This is a genomic window from Sphingomonas sorbitolis (genome assembly GCF_036663875.1).
GTDB lineage: Bacteria > Pseudomonadota > Alphaproteobacteria > Sphingomonadales > Sphingomonadaceae > Sphingomonas.
Genome location: NZ_JAXOJS010000002.1, coordinates 814,187 through 832,882 on the forward strand (window position 1 = coordinate 814,187; position 18,696 = coordinate 832,882).

Sequence of the window (18,696 nt, forward strand, 5' to 3'; positions counted from 1 at the left end):
TTGACCGGTCGCCCTTGGTGACCGGACGCCCCCCGCGCGGCCTGCGAGAGCTTCGACCAACGAAGCCCCGGCCCGTCGTCATTCCGAAGAGAGGTAGCCCCATGGCCGATACCATCGCCGTCAACGCAGGAGCCAGGCTGGACCGTCTGCCCATCTCCCGATTCCATTGGCGTATCCTGGGGCTGATCAGCGCGGGCGCATTCCTGGACGCGTTCGACGTCTATCTTGCGGGCGGCGTCATCGCCGCGCTGAAGGCGGAGGGCTTCTCGACGCTGGCGCAGGCCGCGGTGTTCATGTCGATGACGTTCCTCGGCATGATGATCGGCGCAGGCATGGCCGGCTATGTCGGCGATCGGTTCGGGCGTCGCGCGTCCTACCAGTTCAATCTCGCGCTGTTCGGGCTCGCGTCGATCGCGGCGATCTTCTCACCCAACATGACGTTCCTGATCGTCTGCCGCTTCATCATGGGTATCGGCCTTGGTGCGGAGCTGGTGGTCGCGGCGGGCACGCTCGGCGAGTTCATCCCGCCGGCCTATCGTGGTCGCTGGGTGTCGATCATGGGCATGGTCGTCAATTCGGGCCTGCTGGTCGCGACTTCGGTCGGCTATATCGTCATCCCGACGCTCGGCTGGCGCTACATGTTCGCGATTGGCGGCATCCTTGCGCTGATCGTCTGGGTGATGCGCAAGAAGATGCCGGAATCGCCGCGCTGGCTGGAATCGGTCGGGCGCAACGACGAGGCCGAGGCGACGCTGCGCGAGATCGAAGCCGAGGTCATCGCGCACAAGGGCCCCCTCGCCGCCGTCCCCGAAGTCCGTGTCGTGCCGAAGGTCCACGCACCGCTCAGCGCGCTGTTCGGCTCCAAACTGCGGCGCCGCCTGATCGCCGCGACACTCGCCGCGATCGCGGTCAACGTCTCGGTCTATGGCTTCGTCGCGTGGTTGCCGACCTTCCTGGTCAGCCACGGTACCGGGATCGTCACCTCGCTCTGGTACACGACGCTGATGTCGTTCGGCAGCGTGTTCGGTGCGATCGTCGCGATCGGCATCGCCGACCGCATCTCGCGCCGCGCCTCGCTGATCGCGGCGGCTGTCGCGATCATGATCTTCGGATTCCTGTATCCCAATGCGCACGGTGACCTGATGGTGCCGCTGACGGGCTTCCTGCTCGTGTCGAGCATCTACACGCTCGTGACGCTGGCGCTGTTCGCCTACATCCCGGAGCTGTTCCCGACTGCCTATCGGCTGCGCGGTACCGGTTTCGCCGGCATGTGCGGGCGCGCCGCGTCGATGGTCACACCCTATGCCACCGTCGCGCTGTTCGAGCGCTTCGGGCTGGAGGGCGTGCTCGGCATGGTCGGCGTGGTGCTCGCCTGCATGATCGCCGCGGTCGGCCTGTTGAACATCGAGACCACCGGCCAGTCGCTCGACGACGTCGCCGATGACTCGCTTATCACCGGGGGGGCTGCCAAGTGACGCTTTCGCAAATCTTCGCCGATTTCGCGACTGGCCTGACGCTCGACGCCATTCCCGAGCGGCTCCGGGAGCGCGCGCGGCACCTGATCCTGGATTCGGTAGGAACCGGGCTTGCAGCGGTCGGTGCGCCTTGGGCCGAAGCGAGCTTTGCCGCCGCGGGCGATCTCGGCAGCGGCACGGCGCCGGTACTCGGCTATGGCCGTACGCTCGCGATGCGCGACGCGGCGCTGATGAACGGGCTCGTCACGCACGGCCTCGACTATGACGATACGCATTCGCGCGGCATCATCCATGCGACCGTCAGCGCCTTCCCGACAGCACTCGTTGCAGCGGACAAGGCGGGCGCCTCAGGCGTCGACCTGCTCGTCGCCTATATTGCGGCGATGGAGGTTTCGACGCGGGTCGCAGCCGTCGGTGCGGGCGGGTTCCACGACTTCGGTTTCCACCCGACCGGGTTGATTGGCGCATTCGGATCGACGCTCGCCGCCGGCCGGTTGCTCGGGCTGGACGCACAGCAGATCGCGATGGCGCAGGGGATCGTGCTGTCGATGGCCGGCGGCAGTCTGGAGTTTCTGTCCGACGGTGCGTGGACCAAGCGCCTGCATCCCGGCTGGGCGGCAAGCTCTGCATTGACCGCGGCGACGCTCGCCAAGCGCGGCTTCGTCGGACCGCCCGCTGCCTATGAAGGCAGGTTCGGTCTGTATGCACTCTATCTACGCGACGCCGCCCCTGCCCTGCTCGCGCAGGCGACCGAAGCGCTCGGTGAGATCTGGGAAATCGAGGCGGTATCGGTAAAGCCGCTTCCCGCATGTCACATGACGCACGCCGCGATCGACGCGGCGATCGCGTTGCGCACGGAATACGACCTGACCGCGGCCGACATCGCCAAGGTCATCGTGCTGGTACCCGAGGCGGTCATCCCGATCGTCTGCGAGCCAGTCGCCCCCAAGCGGACACCACGAACCGGCTACGACGCGCAATTCTCGATCCCCTATACGGTCGCGACCGCGCTGCTGACGGGAAAATTCACGCTCGACGCGCTCGATCCGTCGGCGCTGAACGATCCGGCGGTGCTCGATCTGGCGACGCGCGTAGATTACGCGGTCGACCCCGACAGCGATTATCCCAAGCACTTCACCGGCGAAGTCATCGTTGAAACCCACGATGGCCGCATGTTGCGTCACCGCGAGGCGATCAACCGCGGTGCGTCCGACCGGCCGCTCAGCAACGCCGACATCGACGCCAAATATTTCGAGAACGCCGCGCGCACGGTCGACGCGACGCGCGCCGCGCACATCCGCGCCGCCGTGCTCGACATGGACCGGCACCCCGCTTCCGCGCTCGGCGACATCCTCGCCGGCGCCACTGCCCCTCAAGGAGTATCCGTATGACCCTGGCAAACGCGATCGCCGCCGATGGCGCGATGACCGACGAAGAGATCATGATCCTCGATTCGATCGATAAGTTCCTCGAAACCGATGTTAGGCCGTTCGTCCATCAGCTCGAGCATGACGACGAATACCCGCAGAAGATCGTCGACACGATGAAGGAGATGGGCCTGTTCGGCCTGATGATCGCGCCCGAATTCGGCGGGTTCGGAATCTCGACGCTGACCTATGCGCGGATCATCGAGAAGATCTCGACCGTGTGGATGTCGGTCGCTGGCATCATCAACAGCCACATGATTATGGCGATGACGGTCCAGCGCTGCGGCACCGAGGCACAGAAGGATCATTACCTGCCCAAGTTCGCGACCGGCGAACTGCGCGGCGGCATCGGCCTGACCGAGCCCGACGCGGGCACCGACCTGCAGGCGATCCGCACCACCGCGGTACGCGACGGCGACGACTATGTCGTCAACGGCAGCAAGATGTGGATCACCAATTCGGGCTCGGGCAACACCATCCTGCTGCTGGTCAAGACCGATACGGCCGCCGAGCCACGCCACAAGGGCATGAGCCTGTTGATCGCCGAGAAGGGCGATGGCTTCATCGTGTCTAAGAAGCTCGAAAAGCTCGGCTACAAGGGCATCGACAGCAACGCGCTGACCTTCGACGGGTACCGCGTGCCGGTCGACCGGCTGATCGGTGGGATCGAAGGCGTCGGCCTGAAGCAGGTGCTGGGCGGGCTCGAGCTTGGCCGCATCAACGTGGCAGCGCGCGGCGTCGGCATCGCGCAGGCGGCGCTAAACGAAGCGGTCGCCTATTCGCAGACGCGCAAGACGTTCGGCAAGCCGATCTGCGAGCATCAGGCGATCCAGCTGAAACTCGGCGAAATGACGACGCGCACCTATGCCGCCCGGCTGCTCACCGAAGCGGCGGCCAAGGCGTATGACCGCGGCGAGCGCTGCGACATGGAAGCCGGCATGGCGAAGTATTTCGCGACCGAAGCGGGGCTGGAAAATGCGATCGAGGCGATGCGGATCTTCGGCGGCTACGGCTATTCGAAGGAATATAACGTCGAGCGGCTCTACCGCGACGCACCTTTGCTGACGATCGGCGAAGGCACCAACGAACTGCAACGCATCATCATTGCCAAGCAGATCATCGCGCGGAATCCGGCATGAGCCAGCCGCTCGCAGGCCTCCGCATTGTAGCAGTCGAACAATATGGCGCCGGGCCGTTCGGCACGCAGCAGCTCGCCGATCTCGGGGCCGAGGTCATCAAGATCGAGAACCACAAGGATGGCGGCGATATCGGCCGTCATGTCGGCCCGTATTTCTTCGCGCCGGGCGACAGCCATTTCTACGAATCGCTCAACCGCAACAAGCGCAGCATCGGCCTCGACCTGAAGAGCGCGGACGGGCGCGCGGTGCTGGAAAAGCTCGTCGCGGAGTCCGACGTGGTGTTCAACAATCTGCGCGGCGACCTGCCGGCAAAGCTCGGGCTCGACTATGCCGCGCTGTCGCAGTTCAACCCGGCGATCGCCTGCGTCCACCTCTCGGCCTATGGCCGCACCGGCAGCCGCGCGGCGTGGCCCGGCTATGATTATCTGATGCAGGCAGAGGCGGGCTATCTGTCGCTGACCGGCGAGCCTGGCACGCCCCCGGCGCGCTTCGGGCTGTCGATCGTCGACTTCATGACCGGCACCACGGCCGCGCTCGCGATCCTCGCTGGTGTCGTCTCGGCGCGCGCGAGCGGCATCGGCCGCGATCTCGACGTCAGCCTGTTCGACGTCGCGCTCGGCAACCTCAACTATGTCGCCGAATGGTATCTCAACGGCGGCGTCACCGTCGAACGCACCTCGCGGTCGAGCCATCCCTCGCTCACCCCCAGCCAGCTCTACACGACCAGCGACGGCTGGATCTTCGTGATGTGCAACAAGGAGAAGTTCTTCGAAGTCCTGTGCGGGCTGATCGAGCGTCCCGAATGGGCGACCGATCCGCGCTACGCGACCTTCGCTGCGCGGCTGGAGAACCGACCGGCTTTCAACGCGGATCTCGATGCGGTGTTGTCGACCCGCACCACGGCGGACTGGATGCAGCTGTTCGAAGGTCGCGTGCCGGCCGCGCCGGTGCTCGACGTCCAGCAGGCGCTCGACAATCCGTTTCTTGCGGAATCGAAGCGGATCGTCGACTTCCAGCATCCCGAGCACGGCCCCCTGCCCGGCATCGCCTCGTCGATCCGCGCGGGCGGCGTCGAACATCCGGACAAGGCTGCCCCAGCACTCGGTGCGGATACCGACGCCATCCTCGCGACGCTCGGCTATACCGACGACGATGTGGCGGCCTTGCGGACCCGCGGCGCGGTACGGTGACACCAGCGCTTGCATCGAACGCCAAGGCATTGAACGGTGGGCTGTTGTCCGGATCACCCGACAAAGCGACCGATGGATATTCGATGCCCCAGCTTCGTCAGCAACCGCGTTACCTGCAACTCGCGCAGACATTGATCAACGAGATCGAGGATGGGCGGTATCCTATCGGCACGCTGTTGCCGACCGAGTTCGAGCTCTGCGACCAGTTCGGCGCGAGCCGCTTCACCGTGCGCGAGGCGATCAAACGGCTCGTGCAATCGGGCATGGTCTCGCGTCAGGCCGGAGTCGGCACGCGCGTCCTCGGGCTGTCGCGCCCGGCTGCGTATCGCCAGGTTATGGAGGGGCTTTCCGACCTCCAGCAATACACCAACGAGACCAGCCTCACGATCATCGCGCGTGAGACGGTCGCGCTGGACGGACCGCTCGCCGAACAGGTCGGCGCAACATCGGGCCAGACCTGGCTGCATCTGATGGCGCTGCGCCGCGCCGCCGGGACCAGCCCGATCTCCTATTCGGACATCTATCTCCACCCCGCGTTCCGTAGTCTGAAGCTCGACGACGATGTCGGCGACGTGCCGATCTTCAGCCGGATCGAGGAACAGTTCGGCGAGCGCGTCGCCGAGGTTCGCCAGCATATCGAAGCGGTGGCGATCCCCGCGCCGATCGCCGAATTGCTCGAAACCAAGACCGGCGCGCCGGGCCTCCGCCTGACGCGGCACTATCTCAACGCGCGCGGCGAGATCGTCGAGATGGCGATCAATACGCATCCCGCGGACCGCTATTCCTATTCCCAGACTTTCCGCCGCGATCCCGTATCCGGCCTGTAGAGGATTTTCTATGACCATTGCCGCCCGCAGCATCCTGTTCGTCCCCGGCGATCGTGCCGAGCGTTTCGAAAAGGCGCGCGCGAGCGGCGCGGACATGGTGGTGATCGATCTCGAAGACGCTGTCCTCCCCGACCGCAAAGTCGCCGCGCGCGATACGATCCACGATGCGCTCGCGGCCCTGACAGAACCGCGCTTCTTCGTGCGCGTCAACAGCCTGGATACCGAGTGGCACGCAGACGACGTCCGCGCGCTTGCTAGCTTGCCGGGCGTCGCGGGGCTGATGCTACCCAAGGCCGAGCGCGCGTCGGACTTCGCGGATATGCAAGAGGCAGCAGGCGGCAAGCCGCTTCATGCGCTGGTCGAAACCGTTTCGGCGGTCTTGAACCTAGCGGATCTCGTCACCGCGCCTGGACTCGCCCGCCTATCGTTCGGCACGGTGGATTTTCAGGCCGACGCCGGGATCGACGGCGATGGCGCGGAGATCGACCATGTCCGCACCCAGATCGTCCTTCACTCGCGCAGCGCAGGCCTTGCCGCACCGGTGGACGGCGTCTCGACTGACCTCACCGACGACGCGGGGCTGGCCCGCGACACCGACCACGCCCGGCGCTTCGGGTTCGGCGGAAAACTCTGTGTCCACCCACGTCAGGTCGGCATCGTCAACATCGCCTTCCGTCCCTCGGAAGCGGATGTGGCATGGGCGGGTCGCGTACTTGCGGCGATCGATGGCGCGTTCGGTGCGGTTGCGGTCGACGGCAAACTGATCGACAAACCCGTCATCGACCGCGCCCGCCGCCTTCTCGAAACCCATGCAGCTCATACCGAGCATGATGCGGGAACGGCGGTGAGCGTACCGGTCCATTAAGTCTGACCAGGCGAGCAACACTGGCATCGTACCGCGTTGACCTGCGGGATGAGCGATATCGCGATCACCGAAGCGCAGGATGGCAGCGCAGGATGTTAAGGCCATCGATCGGCGTACCCAGGCCATTGCCGTCGCCGCCAACGCCAATCTATAGCACAGGCGGATATAATAGCCCGTAGCGCGAGGTACGGCAGGTGCCTCGTACCACTTGTAAGCCCCTGTATTACAAGCATTGTGCGCAACAGACGGCTGCGGTAAACAGCACACATGTCGCTTCGAGTTCGGTTATTCCTCGACGGTGTTCGCGTTGCTGCGTGCGTCATGCTCGCGATGATGATGCTGGTGCGGCTAGGACCATGGTGCGAAACAATGGCGATGGCTGCAACGCCGGTCGCATCGACGATGATGGATTGTGCCAGCACCCCGATCAACGCTTCGGCAAAAAAGACTGCGCTGTCGGCCTGCGCCATGCCATGCGCGGCTGTCCCCGGCGAGATGGTTGCTCATGTCGAGCCGATCGCGTTCGCGCCGCTCTCACCATGGGCAGTCGCGCATACCGGCCTGTTCGGCCTTACCAGCGCACCCGCGACGCCCCCTCCGCAAACCGTGTGAAACCAATCTCACACGCGCATATTTTCGGAGACTATTATGACCAAGTTCAAGCTCATCAGCACCGCTCTCGCCCTTACGCTGTCAACCGGCGCATTTGCCGCGGTCGCAAATTGCTGCGCCGACATGGCCTGCTGCAAGGACGGCGCAGACTGCTGCAAGGATGGCGCAAAAGCCCAGGCTGCGGATTGCTGCGATCCTGCCAAGGGCGGCATGCACCACGACTGAAGCGGTGGTAGGGGCGGGCAACCGCCCCTATTCACGCATTACCCGTCCGTCTCGGAGCAGATATTAGGCCATCGATGACGACGGTCGCAAGCGACGGTGCCCCGCTGTCGATCGCAATCGCCACCTCGATCGACCGCGGTTGATAGCTGCACTCCTGCGCCGATCGCGAGACCCGCGTTAGGTAGTTCCCGATTCTGGTGCCGCTCCACCCCGATCGTACGGTTTGGCAACGCTCCCCAACCGAGGACCTTGCCATGAAGTTCAGCCATTCGATCGTCGCCGTGTTCGACGACCATGCCCAGGCCGATGCCGCGGTGAAGGCGCTCGCCGCGTCTGGGTTCGGGCTGCGGCGGTTGAGTATCGTCGGCAAGGGCTTTCATAGCGATCAGGTCGCGACGGGCTTCTACAACAGCGGCGACCGGATCCGCTTCTGGGGCTCGCGCGGCGCGCTATGGGGTGGCCTGTGGGGGCTGTTCATGGGTGGGCTCTACGCGACCGTCCCCGTCGTCGGCGGGGTCGTGCTGCTCGGGCATCTCGCCGCCACGGTGATCACCGCGATCGAGGGCGCGGTCATGCTCGGCGGCACCGGCGCGCTGGTTGCCGCGCTTGCCAGTCTCGGCATTCCCGAGGATTCGATCGTCACCTACGAGACCGATATCGCGGCCGACGGTTTCCTCGTCATGGCGCATGGCAGCGAAGCGGAGATGGAGCGCGCCAAGCTGGTACTCGAACCGCTCGGGCCTCGTCGGATCACCGTCCACCACGACGATAGTAACGCTTCCCCGCATGCACAGCTGACCGGCGAACTCCCGGTCGCCGAGCCGGTCGCCTGACTCAGGACGCACCGCCGTTCTGGACCCGGTCGGCCGACGCGCTGCTCGCCGATCTCGGAACGTCGCGTGACGGGCTAAGCGCGGCAGAGGCGACGGAGCGCCTCGCCCGCTATGGTCCGAACAGCGACAGCGCGGAAACGCACCCCGGCCCCGCACGGGCGATCGCGCGACGTCTGCTAGAGCCGTTGTCGCTGATCCTGCTCGCCGCCGGGCTGGTGTCAGCGGCGACGGGCGATGCGGTTGGCGGGTCGATCATTGTCGTGATCCTCGGCTTCTCGGTCCTGCTCGACACCTATCAGGAGGGGCAAGCGGTCCACGCCGCAGCGATCCTGCGCCAGTCGGTCGCAGTCTCCGCGCGCGTTCGCCGCGACGGCGCGTTCGTCGCAGTCGCGATCGAGGCGGTGGTGCCCGGCGACATCGTCGAGGTCCGCGCAGGCGACATCATCCCCGCCGACGCGCTGATCCTCGACAGCACTGCGTTCACCGCCAACGAAGCCGCGCTGACCGGCGAGCCTTATCCAGTCGACAAACGCGCCGGCCTCGTCACCGCGACGACCCCCGCGGAAGCGTCGAACGCGCTGTTCCGCGGGGCGATCGCGCAGACGGGGACGGCGACCGCTCTGGTCGTAGGCACCGGCCGCGCCACGCTGTTCGGCTCGGCGGCCGCCGCGCTGGCGACCGCCGCCGCCCCCTCCCCATTCGAGCGCGATCTCCATGCGTACGGCCTGCTGACGACGCGGCTGACGCTGGCGCTGGTGGTGGTCGTGCTGACGGCGAGCATCTTCCTAGGGCGGCCGCTGCTCCAATCGCTGCTGTTCGCGGTCGCGCTTGCGGTGGGACTCACGCCCGAGCTGCTGCCGATGATCACCACCGTCACGCTGTCGCGCGGCGCGATGCGGATGGCGAAGCGCAAGGTGATCGTGAAGCGGCTCGCGTCGATCCACGATCTAGGCGCGATGACCATTTTGTGCACCGACAAGACCGGCACGCTCACCTCGGCGCAGATCAGCCTGGCGCGGAGCATCGGTGCCACGGGTATCGACGATCCCGAAGCCGCGCGGTTGGGGGCAATGGCCGCAGCGTTCGGCGGCGATCGTGGCGCGCTCGATACGGCGTTGGTGACCGCATCGCCGGGCGCCGCGAAGGACTGGACGCTCGCCGCGCAGAGCGTCTTCGATTTCGACCGGCGGCTCGGGACTGTGCTGGCGACGGGTGCAGGCGGCACGATCCTGATCACCAAGGGCGCGCCCGAGGCCGTGCTCGCCGGCTGCAATTTGAGCGAGGTCGACCAAGCCGCGATCCTAGCGCAGGTCCGCGCGCTCGCCGAACAAGGCCTGCGCGCCATTGCGATCGCCTCCCGCCCCTGGACCGGCCCGACGCATGCGCCGACCCGGGACGACGAAACCAACCTCGTCTATGCCGGGCTCTGCGCATTCGCCGACCCGCCCAAGGCAACCGCCCCCGCTGCCGTCGCACGCCTGCAAGCGGCGGGCATCCGGCTCAAGATCCTGTCGGGCGACGACCCCGTGGTGGTCGGCCGCCTCGCCGGACTGGTCGGCCTCGCCACCTCGCGCGTGCTGTCCGGCACCGACATCGCCAAGCTCAGCGACGACGCACTCGCCGTGCAGGTCCGCAACGTCGACGCCTATGGCCGCCTCGCCCCCGACCAGAAGGCACGGCTGGTACGCGCGCTCCAGGCGAGCGGCGCGATCGTCGGCTATCTCGGCGACGGGATCAACGACGCGCCCGCGCTGAAACTCGCCGATATCGGCCTGTCTGTCGCCGGCGCGGCCAGCGTCGCGCAGGCGTCGGCCGACATGATCATGCTCGACAGCGATCTCGGCGTGGTCGCGGACGGTGTCGAGGAAGGGCGGCGGACGTTCGCCAATATCCTGAAGTACGTCCGGATGGGGGCGAGCTCGAACTTCGGCAACATGCTGTCGATGGCCGCCGCATCGCTGTTCCTGCCCTTCCTGCCGATGCTGCCGACGCAGATCCTGCTCAACAACCTGCTCTACGACGTGTCGGAGATCGGCATTCCGTTCGACGGCGTCCGCGCCGAGGCGGTGGCGCGGCCACAGGTGTGGAGCATGCCCGCGCTGATCCGCTTCGCCGCGGTGATGGGTCCGCTGTCGTCAGCGTTCGACCTGTTGACCTTCGCGGGGCTCTCGCTCGTCTTTCACGTCGCCGCGCCTGAGTTCCGCACCGCTTGGTTCCTCGAATCGATGGCGACGCAGATCCTGGTGATCTTCGTGATCCGCACCAACGGGCGGCCATGGGCAGACCTGCCGCGGCCCGCGCTCGCGCTGTCGTCGCTGGGGGCACTGTTGGTTGCGATGGTGTTGCCGTTCACCCCGGTCGGCGACTGGTTCGGCTTCGTCGCGCCGCCGCTCGTCGTAGTGGCGAGCATCGGCGGCATCACGCTCGCCTATCTGGTGCTGGCCGAACTGCTCAAGACGTTCCTGTTCGACCACCGCCCCACCAAACGCGCGCGCCGCTGAATGAGCGTAGCCACACTTTGGCGCGGGGCGTTGCGCCATATCGGCTGGGTGCTGGGCCTCGCGGTGATCGCGATCGTCGTCGGCGCGGTGCTGCGGATCGGCGATCTTCACGCGTTCGCGACGATGCTTGAGAACGCGCGTCCCGGCTGGCTGCTGGTCGCGTTGGGATTGCAGGCGACCACCTATGCGAGCGTTGCGGCGGGTTGGAAGATCGTGCTGCGCCAGACCAACACGCCGCAACCACTGCGGAGGCTCTATCCGATCGCGGTTGGCAAGCTGTTCGCCGACCAGGTCATTCCGGTCGCTGGCATGGGCGGCAACATGTTCCTGGTCAACCGCCTCACCGCACTCGGCGTCAAACGCGGCAACGCGGTCGCCACGCTGCTGGTGGCGATGATCGGCTTCTACGCGGCGTACGGGGTTTGCGCGGTTGCGATGCTCGTCACGCTGTGGATCAAGGGGCTGGCGTCGATCTGGATCGTGGGCTTCGTGCTCGTGTTCCTCGCCGTCGCGACCGCGATTCCCGGGCTGGCGCTGTGGATCCGCCGGCGCGGGCGGCGCCCCGTCTCGTCGACCCTCGCCCGGTTCGCGAGCATCCGCGCACTGGTCGGTATCGTCGGCGAAGCGCCCAAGCGGTTGCTGGTCGACCGCCGACTGATCGTCCGCGTCGCGGGCGTGAACGGCCTCGTCTTCCTCGCCGATGCCGCCAGCCTGATGGTGTGCTTCCTCGCGCTCGGGCAGCCGGTCGGGTTGCCGATTGCGTTCGTCGCGGTGATGACCGCATCGATGATCGCGACGCTCGGCCCGATCCCGCTCGGACTCGGCACGTTCGAGGCGGGTGCGACGGGGATGCTGGCGTTGATGGGGGTGCAGGTCGAGGCGGCGCTGGCGGCGACGTTACTGCTGCGCGTCTTTACGCTGTGGCTGCCGCTGGTCCCCGGTTTCGCGCTGATCCGGCGCGCGCTACGCACCAAGGCTGCGGGCCTGACAGCCTAGGAAGCAGAGGCGTCAGGCGTTGGTCGTATGGAACGGATCGAACCGTCCGCGGAACGGCGCGCATACCGAACGCCCATACACTACGCTCGGCGCAATCCGCTAACCCAGGCTCACTGCATTCGCATGAACAGCGAGAGCGCGTTGCGGACGCTATCTGCAAAGCGGTCGTAGATTACGCGTGCGACCTCGGCGATGACTGGCTGGCGATCACGTCCACCGCGCGCGAACACCGCGACCGCCACGCGGCGACCATCGGGCATGGTAATGAACCCGACATCGTTCGTGATACCGTCAAGCGTGCCGGTCTTGTCCTCGACCCGCGTACCAGCGGGCAGCAGAGCGCGGATACGCCGCGTGCCCGTCGCGCATCGGCTCATCAGCTCGAAGAGAAAATTGCGGCTTTGCGCCGTCAGTACCGAGCCGTTGTCGAGCTTGTTCAACAGCGTGACCATGGCGACCGGCGTGGCGACATCCTTGCTGTCGGCAAGGTGGCCGCGCTCGCGAAGCAGCTGGGCTATGGTCCGGTCCATCCGGATGCCCGGTATCTGCAGCGACAACAGCCACTGCTGGATCGCGGCGGGGCCGCCGAGAGCGGCAAGCAGCTGATCGGTCGCCTGGTTGTCGCTGCGGATGATCATCAGCTCCATGACCTTGGCGGCAGGACGGCCCATGATCATGTCACCGAGAGAGCGTCGACCTTGATCGACCTCGGCGAGATAGGCGGCGGCGATCGCGATCTTGACCGTGCTCGCCATCGGAAAGGGGGTATTCCCGTTGATTGAAACGGTCGAGCCATCGCGCAGGTCGAGCGCGGCGATGCCATAGTCACCGGAGCGTTGCGCGACCAACTGGGTCAACGCGTGCTCGAGCCCGACGAGTTCGGGCGAGCTTGCGGCGACCGGTGCCGGGACGAGGATGCTGGCGGCGATACTGGATAGAAACAGGCGGGAAACCCGGAGTGCGCGCATCAATCGTCCTCGAATATTGTCCTGCATCGACGTGGTCACACTAAACCGACGAACCTGAACATGTCGTTATGCATACCGGTAAAGTTCGGACGGGCGGCATGCTAGCATCTCGGGTAAACGGCGCGAGGCCGGTCATGTCAACGATCAAGTCACGTTGCTGCAGGCTGGAAGCGGCCTCGATCTGCAAACGCATCCAGTTGACTACAATATGGATGAGCTGGATCGCTCCCGACAGCTACCGACCTGCCGGCGATAGCGCTGCTTGCCATCTCCTTTCGCCAGACGATCGGGCGCACTAACGGTAATACGCTGTTTTTCGGCATCGTCCGCCCGTTCGAGGAGTCGATAGCAGTCGCCAAGCTCCGCGTACGACCACGCAGCTAGCGCGGAAGCGGCACCACCAAATTCTGCGGTACCACCGCACCGCTATCGATGCGATCGCCGATCACGACGGGCCGGCATTGCCGCGATGAACACGCATTTCGATTCGGTGACCTTCTGTTGCGGGACGCCACGCCTCCAGACGTTGGCTTCGGCCGCCAACCCGGTCAGCGAAACAACATGCCTGGCGTGTCGAACGACGTCGCGCGCTTGGCGATCATCTGCTTCATGATCGCCTCCAACTCGCGGCCGAAGCCCTTCATCGCGCTCTCGCCGCCGAAATCCGCGGTCATGGCATCCAGACGAGTTCCCGAACCGCCCGTCTGTGGCGACACGAACACCGGCCGGCCGACATAGCGGTTGAATTCCGCCGCCAGCCAAGGCGCGACGATGCCGATTTCCTTCTGCTGGATATAATCGTTGGCGAGGTCAATCGCCTGCTTCGTCCGGCCGGACCATTTGGGCGACGGCGGGTACAGGCCCTCGACCGCGGGGCTGCCGACCGCCCCCATCTTGGTGATCGTCTTGGCCTTCTCCTTGGGATTCCCTTTCGACTGCGCAGTAACCCAGTTCAGTGGCGCTTGGTCGAGAGCCGTATTGGAATCTGCCAGCCAACCGCCGGTCAGCCGCTTTGGATTGGCAAAGGCGCGTTGCAGCGTCAGGTGGCGGGCATTCTGCGTGGCTGTGGCCGCCATATATTCGGTGCCGATTAAGTCGAGCATCATCAGCCCGATCACCCATGCCCGCGTGTTGCGAGAGGGCTCGGCCAGAAACATCGCTGCCGACAACATCGGCAGTGCGGAATTGATGTCGGCTTTTTCCACGCCGCGCGCCGCTGTCTTGCTCAGCGTTTGGGGGGTGCCATTGGGACTGGTAGGATCGACGGGAGACCACCGCGCGCCCTTGCCCATCGTCGTGGGCGCCTGCACGCGAGCGGGGCCGTGCGCCCCTGTCTTGCCCTTCAGGATGGTGCGCAGGGTGGACGTCAGGCGCTGCGACCAGACCACGCCCTCCATCGCGGAAATGGTGTTGCCCTGATCGATAAACTTGCCGAACTCGCGGTAACTCGCGCCGTCCGTGCGGTTCCAGATATTCCCCTCGGTCGGATCGGTCCCGGAAAAGCCCGTGTCGCGCACGTAGAAGCCATCGGCGAACCCTCCCGGCTTGATGCCGCCCCTCGCGATTTTTTGAATTTTTCGGCCGGCAATCGTATAATAGATATGGCGGGCCTGCGCGGTCCGGCTGATTTTCCACGCCCCGATCCAACTCGCGACGCCGCCAAGTTGATAAGGATCACTATCCGTTCCGGCGCCGGCGATACCAGCAGCAGTCGAAAGCGCGTCCTCGGCAGCGGTCTTCGCCCAGCCTAACAGAGTCGTTCCGGAGATGCAGAGGGCATGCTGCTTGCGCGCGCCGGTTTCCCAATTAGCCAGATAGTCGATGTCGACTGCCAGATAGTCGTACATGTCCGCCCCCTCACCATCCCGATGCCAGTGTTCAGACTCGGAACTTAGCCTTGCTACACCATCGCAAAAACTCATGTAAGACCGACCTTACCAGTACCTTTTTACATATTCTCGCTTTTTGATACGTTTAACTGTAATACTGCATCTGCCGAATACTATTAGTTTTACTGATATCAAGGTGAATGAACTCCGCGACTCCCACACCGGCTGGCAGCATGGTCGAGCCGCTCACCGGGGGCATGATTTCCGAACGAAGACACGTTCTTGCCTAAGATGAACGGGCGTCTGGTTCCAGGGCTACGCCGAACAGAGCTTAACGGCCGATATTTGGCAAAACTGCCCGGTGACTAGCAATGACGGGCGAGAATGACTTCGCCAGCCGGCAGCGATCATCAGAGTTCGCGCAAAGCCTGTTCGCTGCTGTCGATGTAGCGCTTGTGCTGCAGGACGCCGAAGCGGCCATGGGGATTACTCGCTCCGCGTCGGCGCGGGCGCTGCCCACAGGGTCGTAGCCCCTGCATTCAGAACGATGTCCGCAGAACCGACGTTGTCGCGAGGCCGCTCCATCGTGCGCCCGCCGCCGCCGCACTGGCGATATCGTGGCAGTAGAACGACATGAGCGGCGTGCGGTAGAGCCCTGACGGTCCAGGCTGCAAATCGACGCCAGCTTGTGCAAACTCAACAATGCCTTCCTCGGCAAGAAGAGCAATCGATCGCAGCGCCATCGCAACGGAACCGACATTCGCGAACAATCTATTGCGGCAAGTTATTACGATCCATGGATTTTAGTCATTCGATCGCGCTTTCGTTCAAACCGATCAATACTGATGCCAATCAGCACAAAATATAAAAAGGCAGATATTGGTGCTCGCTAGGAACGATGATGGCGTCAGGTTCGCTATACTCCCCAGGATACGCTGACGCTGACTGTCGCGACGTAGAGGCGTGGCAGTCGAAGGTTCACGCGACATTGCACAAGGTTGGTGATGGTCTGGCGGCATCTGCGCCATTGCCGACTCATGCCTGTCGAGATGCCGTGCCAAGCGTGAGTACTATACTATAATTCTATGACGGAGACATTCTGATGCGCGCACTGGTTTGGCATGGAAAAGGCGATGTTCGGGTCGATACTGTTGCGGATCCCGAGATCAAGCATCCCCGCGATGCAATCATCAAGGTTACGGCCTGCGCGATCTGCGGGTCCGACCTTCATCTGCTCGATGGATATCAGCCGACGATGCAGGCGGGCGATATTCTCGGCCACGAGAACATGGGCGTCGTCGTCGCACTGGGCTCCGAAGTTACCAATCTGAAGATTGGCGACCGCGTCGTCGTGCCGTTCACGATCAGTTGCGGTGATTGCTTCTTCTGTCGCAAGGGGCTGTTCTCGGCCTGCGAGCGGACCAATCCGAACTCGGAGATGGCGATCAAGGCGATGGGCCATTCGCCCGCCGGCCTGTTCGGGTTCAGCCACATGCTGGGCGGCTATTGCGGCGGCCAGGCCGAGTATCTGCGCGTGCCGATGGCCGATATCGGCCCGATCAAGGTGCCCGACAGCGTCACCGACGAGCAGGCGCTGTTCCTCTCCGACATCTTCCCGACCGGCTACATGGCCGCCGAGAATGCGCAGATCGAGCCTGGCGATACCGTGGCGATCTGGGGCTGTGGTCCGGTCGGCCAGTTTGCGATTCGCTCGGCGCTGATGTTGGGCGCGGGCCGCGTGATCGCGATCGATGAGGTGTCCGAGCGTCTCGCCATGGCCGAGGCCGGCGGTGCGGAGACGATCAACTTCGCCGAAGTCGACAGCGTCTATGACGAACTCCAGTTCCGCACCAAGGGTCGCGGTCCGGACAGCTGCATCGATGCAGTCGGTGCCGAGGCGTCGGGTCATGGCGCGATGGACGCGGTGATCGACAAGGTGAAGGCGGCGACCTTCCTCGCGACCGACCGCGTGCACGTCCTGCGCGAGGCCATCATGAGCTGCCGGATGGGTGGCACGATCTCTATCCCCGGCGTCTATGTCGGGATGGGTGACAAGATCCCGATCGGCGCGATGATGAACAAGGGCCTGACGATCAAGACCGGCCAGACGCACGTCCAGGCCTATACCAAGCCGCTGCTCGCGCGGATCGAGGCAGGCGATATCGACCCGAGCTTCGTCGTGACGCACCCAGCCAGCCTCGAGGATGCGCCCGAGATGTACCAGAAGTTCCGCGACAAGCAGGACGGCGTCATCAAGGTCGTGCTGCGGCCGTGACCTCTTCCCGACCCAGTCCGCTCCTGTCGAGCGGATCGGGTCGGTCTGTTTCGATCCGCTCCCTTCAGAAGGACGTCCCGATGAGTGACAAGGTTCAGACCCCCGTTCCCGGCAATTCGGCAAGCAAGGGCGCACCGGACGGCGTCTCGGACGCTCCCCGCGGCAAGGATGGCGCAGACGTCCATGGCCGCAGCGAAGGCGGCGAAAGCGGCGGCGGGTCCTACCCCAACCCGCACGCCGGCAAGACCGAGACGAACACCGGTTTCATGGCGCATGGCGGCCAGACCGACATCGCCTATCACGGCGGCGGCCAGGCTGGAGAAGACGGCGGCAGCGCGCCGAACGGCGTTGCAGGCTCGGGCGGCGGTGATGGTACGACGATCGCTGCCGACCCGGATGCCGACCGCGAACCCCATCCGATCGCTACCGAAGGTCGCATGGTCGAGGTGGTCGAGACGTCGGGCATCGCCGAAGCCGAGGCCAGCGGCAAGATCGGCACCGATGCCCGGTACGAGGACGAGCAGAAGCAGCCCGGCGCCGGCTGAGGCCACCGCGCTTCGATGAGCATTTCCCGCAATTCAAAACCAGCCGCCGCGCATGCCGCCCGGCGGCAGTCCAAGGACGATTCCATGTCTGCACCCGAAGATCTTCAGGAAATCTACACCGACGAACTGAAGGACCTGTGGTCCGCCAACGACCAGATGAAGAAGGTCCTGAAGAAGATCACGTCGAAGGCGAGCGACGCTTCGCTGAAGGACATGCTGACCAAGTCGCAAGCGGATATCGAGAAGCATACCGATCTGCTGAAGGACCTGATCGCGTCGAACGACAAGAAGGTCTCGAAGGAGCATTGTAAGGGCATGGAAGGCCTTGTCGCTGAAGCCACCAAGCATGTGCTTGAGGAAGGTCCGGAGAAGGGTCCGCTGCTCGATGCGATGATCATCGCGCAGTATCAGCGGATGACGCATTACGGGATAGCCGGGTTCGGCACGGCTACGGCTTACGCCAAGGCACTGGGCCTCAAGGACGACCACAAGAAACTCAGTGCTGCCACCAAGGACATCTATGGTGGCGACGAATATATGACCAAGCTCGCCGAGACGACCGTCAACATCGACGCCGAAGACGAATAAGATCCTCCGCCCGCCGGCATGATCCCGGCGGGCGATGACCGATCCACATAGACGATGGAAGCGACGAGGATGACGACCTACCCATTGAGCGAACCAGCTACGATCCATGATGCGGAACCGTCCGATGACACGACATCAAAGGCGGTCGGACAGGGTACGCTGGAAGAGTGCATTGCTATCGTTGCCGACTATTCGACAGATAGGCAAAGATCGGTTTTTATCCAAATGGATGATATCGACTTAAGATTTGATCCGAAAGAAATAATAGAACTATTGCAGTTTTTGAGGGATGAAACACCAGGTCTTTCAAACATTGAAATTGCTGAGGTTAGAGACTCACGCCTTTCGCCGCAGCAGAGTGGCGCATACTAGGCGTGGTTAGAGTACCGACAAGCGGCATG

Annotated in this window: 18 protein-coding genes; 15 read left to right on the forward strand and 3 right to left on the reverse strand. The window is 64.4% G+C overall.

Annotated features, from left to right (window positions below):
- The first annotated feature begins 101 nt into the window (after nt 1-101).
- The 11 genes from U1763_RS09035 (at nt 102) to U1763_RS09085 (ending at nt 12,090) form a co-directional block, all read left to right on the forward strand.
- Nucleotides 102-1,475, forward strand: coding sequence for an MFS transporter (locus U1763_RS09035; protein WP_332754928.1), 1,374 nt, complete (start codon nt 102-104; stop codon nt 1,473-1,475).
- Nucleotides 1,472-2,866, forward strand: a complete 1,395-nt coding sequence (locus U1763_RS09040; protein ID WP_332754929.1) for an MmgE/PrpD family protein — start codon at nt 1,472-1,474, stop codon at nt 2,864-2,866. The genes U1763_RS09035 and U1763_RS09040 overlap by 4 nt, the downstream gene beginning before the upstream one ends.
- A complete protein-coding gene (locus U1763_RS09045; RefSeq protein ID WP_332754930.1) occupies nt 2,863-4,041 on the forward strand; it encodes an acyl-CoA dehydrogenase family protein in 1,179 nt (392 codons plus the stop codon). Before U1763_RS09040 ends, U1763_RS09045 begins: the two co-directional genes overlap by 4 nt.
- The gene (locus U1763_RS09050) at nt 4,038-5,231 is read left to right on the forward strand and encodes a CaiB/BaiF CoA transferase family protein (RefSeq protein ID WP_277982866.1); all 1,194 of its coding nucleotides are present in this window, start codon (nt 4,038-4,040) and stop codon (nt 5,229-5,231) included. Before U1763_RS09045 ends, U1763_RS09050 begins: the two co-directional genes overlap by 4 nt.
- Before the next feature lie 83 nt (nt 5,232-5,314).
- Nucleotides 5,315-6,058 carry a GntR family transcriptional regulator gene (locus U1763_RS09055; RefSeq protein WP_332754931.1) on the forward strand — a complete coding sequence of 248 codons (744 nt, stop codon included), beginning with the start codon at nt 5,315-5,317 and terminating at the stop codon, nt 6,056-6,058.
- A gap of 10 nt (nt 6,059-6,068) precedes the next feature.
- Complete coding sequence (locus U1763_RS09060) at nt 6,069-6,923, forward strand: HpcH/HpaI aldolase/citrate lyase family protein (RefSeq protein WP_332754932.1); 855 nt, start codon at nt 6,069-6,071, stop codon at nt 6,921-6,923.
- 267 nt (nt 6,924-7,190) lie between these two features.
- On the forward strand, nt 7,191-7,535 hold the full coding sequence (locus U1763_RS09065; protein WP_332754933.1) for a hypothetical protein: 345 nt from the start codon (nt 7,191-7,193) through the stop codon (nt 7,533-7,535).
- A gap of 36 nt (nt 7,536-7,571) precedes the next feature.
- Nucleotides 7,572-7,760, forward strand: coding sequence for a hypothetical protein (locus tag U1763_RS09070; RefSeq protein ID WP_132736663.1), 189 nt, complete (start codon nt 7,572-7,574; stop codon nt 7,758-7,760).
- A gap of 254 nt (nt 7,761-8,014) precedes the next feature.
- A complete protein-coding gene (locus tag U1763_RS09075; RefSeq protein ID WP_132736666.1) occupies nt 8,015-8,593 on the forward strand; it encodes a quinol:electron acceptor oxidoreductase subunit ActD in 579 nt (192 codons plus the stop codon).
- Nucleotides 8,590-11,094, forward strand: a complete 2,505-nt coding sequence (gene mgtA / locus U1763_RS09080) for a magnesium-translocating P-type ATPase (RefSeq protein WP_332754985.1) — start codon at nt 8,590-8,592, stop codon at nt 11,092-11,094. The genes U1763_RS09075 and mgtA overlap by 4 nt, the downstream gene beginning before the upstream one ends.
- A complete protein-coding gene (locus U1763_RS09085; protein WP_332754934.1) occupies nt 11,095-12,090 on the forward strand; it encodes a lysylphosphatidylglycerol synthase transmembrane domain-containing protein in 996 nt (331 codons plus the stop codon).
- A 110-nt stretch (nt 12,091-12,200) separates the two neighbouring features.
- Here U1763_RS09085 and U1763_RS09090 read toward each other — a convergent pair whose 3' ends face one another.
- The 3 genes from U1763_RS09090 to U1763_RS09100 all read right to left on the reverse strand — a co-directional run bounded on the left by U1763_RS09090 (nt 12,201) and on the right by U1763_RS09100 (nt 15,657).
- Nucleotides 12,201-13,058, reverse strand: a complete 858-nt coding sequence (locus U1763_RS09090) for a serine hydrolase (RefSeq protein WP_132895643.1) — start codon at nt 13,056-13,058, stop codon at nt 12,201-12,203.
- Nucleotides 13,059-13,606: 548 nt separating this feature from the next.
- Entirely contained in the window at nt 13,607-14,905 is a 1,299-nt protein-coding gene (locus tag U1763_RS09095; protein WP_332754935.1) for a hypothetical protein, read from the reverse strand.
- 521 nt (nt 14,906-15,426) lie between these two features.
- Nucleotides 15,427-15,657, reverse strand: coding sequence for a hypothetical protein (locus U1763_RS09100; protein WP_132736682.1), 231 nt, complete (start codon nt 15,655-15,657; stop codon nt 15,427-15,429).
- Nucleotides 15,658-15,989: 332 nt separating this feature from the next.
- Here U1763_RS09100 and U1763_RS09105 point away from each other — a divergent pair, with 332 nt between their 5' ends.
- From U1763_RS09105 to U1763_RS09120, 4 genes are all read left to right on the forward strand, one after another.
- Nucleotides 15,990-17,162 carry a zinc-dependent alcohol dehydrogenase gene (locus U1763_RS09105; RefSeq protein WP_332754936.1) on the forward strand — a complete coding sequence of 391 codons (1,173 nt, stop codon included), beginning with the start codon at nt 15,990-15,992 and terminating at the stop codon, nt 17,160-17,162.
- A gap of 80 nt (nt 17,163-17,242) precedes the next feature.
- Nucleotides 17,243-17,707 carry a hypothetical protein gene (locus U1763_RS09110; protein ID WP_332754937.1) on the forward strand — a complete coding sequence of 155 codons (465 nt, stop codon included), beginning with the start codon at nt 17,243-17,245 and terminating at the stop codon, nt 17,705-17,707.
- 84 nt (nt 17,708-17,791) lie between these two features.
- Nucleotides 17,792-18,295: a ferritin-like domain-containing protein gene (locus U1763_RS09115; RefSeq protein ID WP_332754938.1), complete on the forward strand. Its 504-nt coding sequence runs from the start codon at nt 17,792-17,794 to the stop codon at nt 18,293-18,295.
- A 69-nt stretch (nt 18,296-18,364) separates the two neighbouring features.
- Entirely contained in the window at nt 18,365-18,667 is a 303-nt protein-coding gene (locus tag U1763_RS09120; protein ID WP_332754939.1) for a hypothetical protein, read from the forward strand.
- Nucleotides 18,668-18,696: the final 29 nt, after the last annotated feature.

Coding starts and splice junctions, on each gene's coding strand:
- U1763_RS09035 (WP_332754928.1), top strand. CDS start 102: ATGGCCGATACCATCGCCGTCAACGCAGGAGCCAGGCTGGACCGTCTG.
- U1763_RS09045 (WP_332754930.1), top strand. CDS start 2,863: ATGACCCTGGCAAACGCGATCGCCGCCGATGGCGCGATGACCGACGAA.
- U1763_RS09050 (WP_277982866.1), top strand. CDS start 4,038: ATGAGCCAGCCGCTCGCAGGCCTCCGCATTGTAGCAGTCGAACAATAT.
- U1763_RS09055 (WP_332754931.1), top strand. CDS start 5,315: ATGCCCCAGCTTCGTCAGCAACCGCGTTACCTGCAACTCGCGCAGACA.
- U1763_RS09060 (WP_332754932.1), top strand. CDS start 6,069: ATGACCATTGCCGCCCGCAGCATCCTGTTCGTCCCCGGCGATCGTGCC.
- U1763_RS09065 (WP_332754933.1), top strand. CDS start 7,191: ATGTCGCTTCGAGTTCGGTTATTCCTCGACGGTGTTCGCGTTGCTGCG.
- U1763_RS09070 (WP_132736663.1), top strand. CDS start 7,572: ATGACCAAGTTCAAGCTCATCAGCACCGCTCTCGCCCTTACGCTGTCA.
- U1763_RS09075 (WP_132736666.1), top strand. CDS start 8,015: ATGAAGTTCAGCCATTCGATCGTCGCCGTGTTCGACGACCATGCCCAG.
- U1763_RS09085 (WP_332754934.1), top strand. CDS start 11,095: ATGAGCGTAGCCACACTTTGGCGCGGGGCGTTGCGCCATATCGGCTGG.
- U1763_RS09090 (WP_132895643.1), bottom strand. CDS start 13,058: ATGCGCGCACTCCGGGTTTCCCGCCTGTTTCTATCCAGTATCGCCGCC.
- U1763_RS09095 (WP_332754935.1), bottom strand. CDS start 14,905: ATGTACGACTATCTGGCAGTCGACATCGACTATCTGGCTAATTGGGAA.
- U1763_RS09105 (WP_332754936.1), top strand. CDS start 15,990: ATGCGCGCACTGGTTTGGCATGGAAAAGGCGATGTTCGGGTCGATACT.
- U1763_RS09110 (WP_332754937.1), top strand. CDS start 17,243: ATGAGTGACAAGGTTCAGACCCCCGTTCCCGGCAATTCGGCAAGCAAG.
- U1763_RS09115 (WP_332754938.1), top strand. CDS start 17,792: ATGTCTGCACCCGAAGATCTTCAGGAAATCTACACCGACGAACTGAAG.
- U1763_RS09120 (WP_332754939.1), top strand. CDS start 18,365: ATGACGACCTACCCATTGAGCGAACCAGCTACGATCCATGATGCGGAA.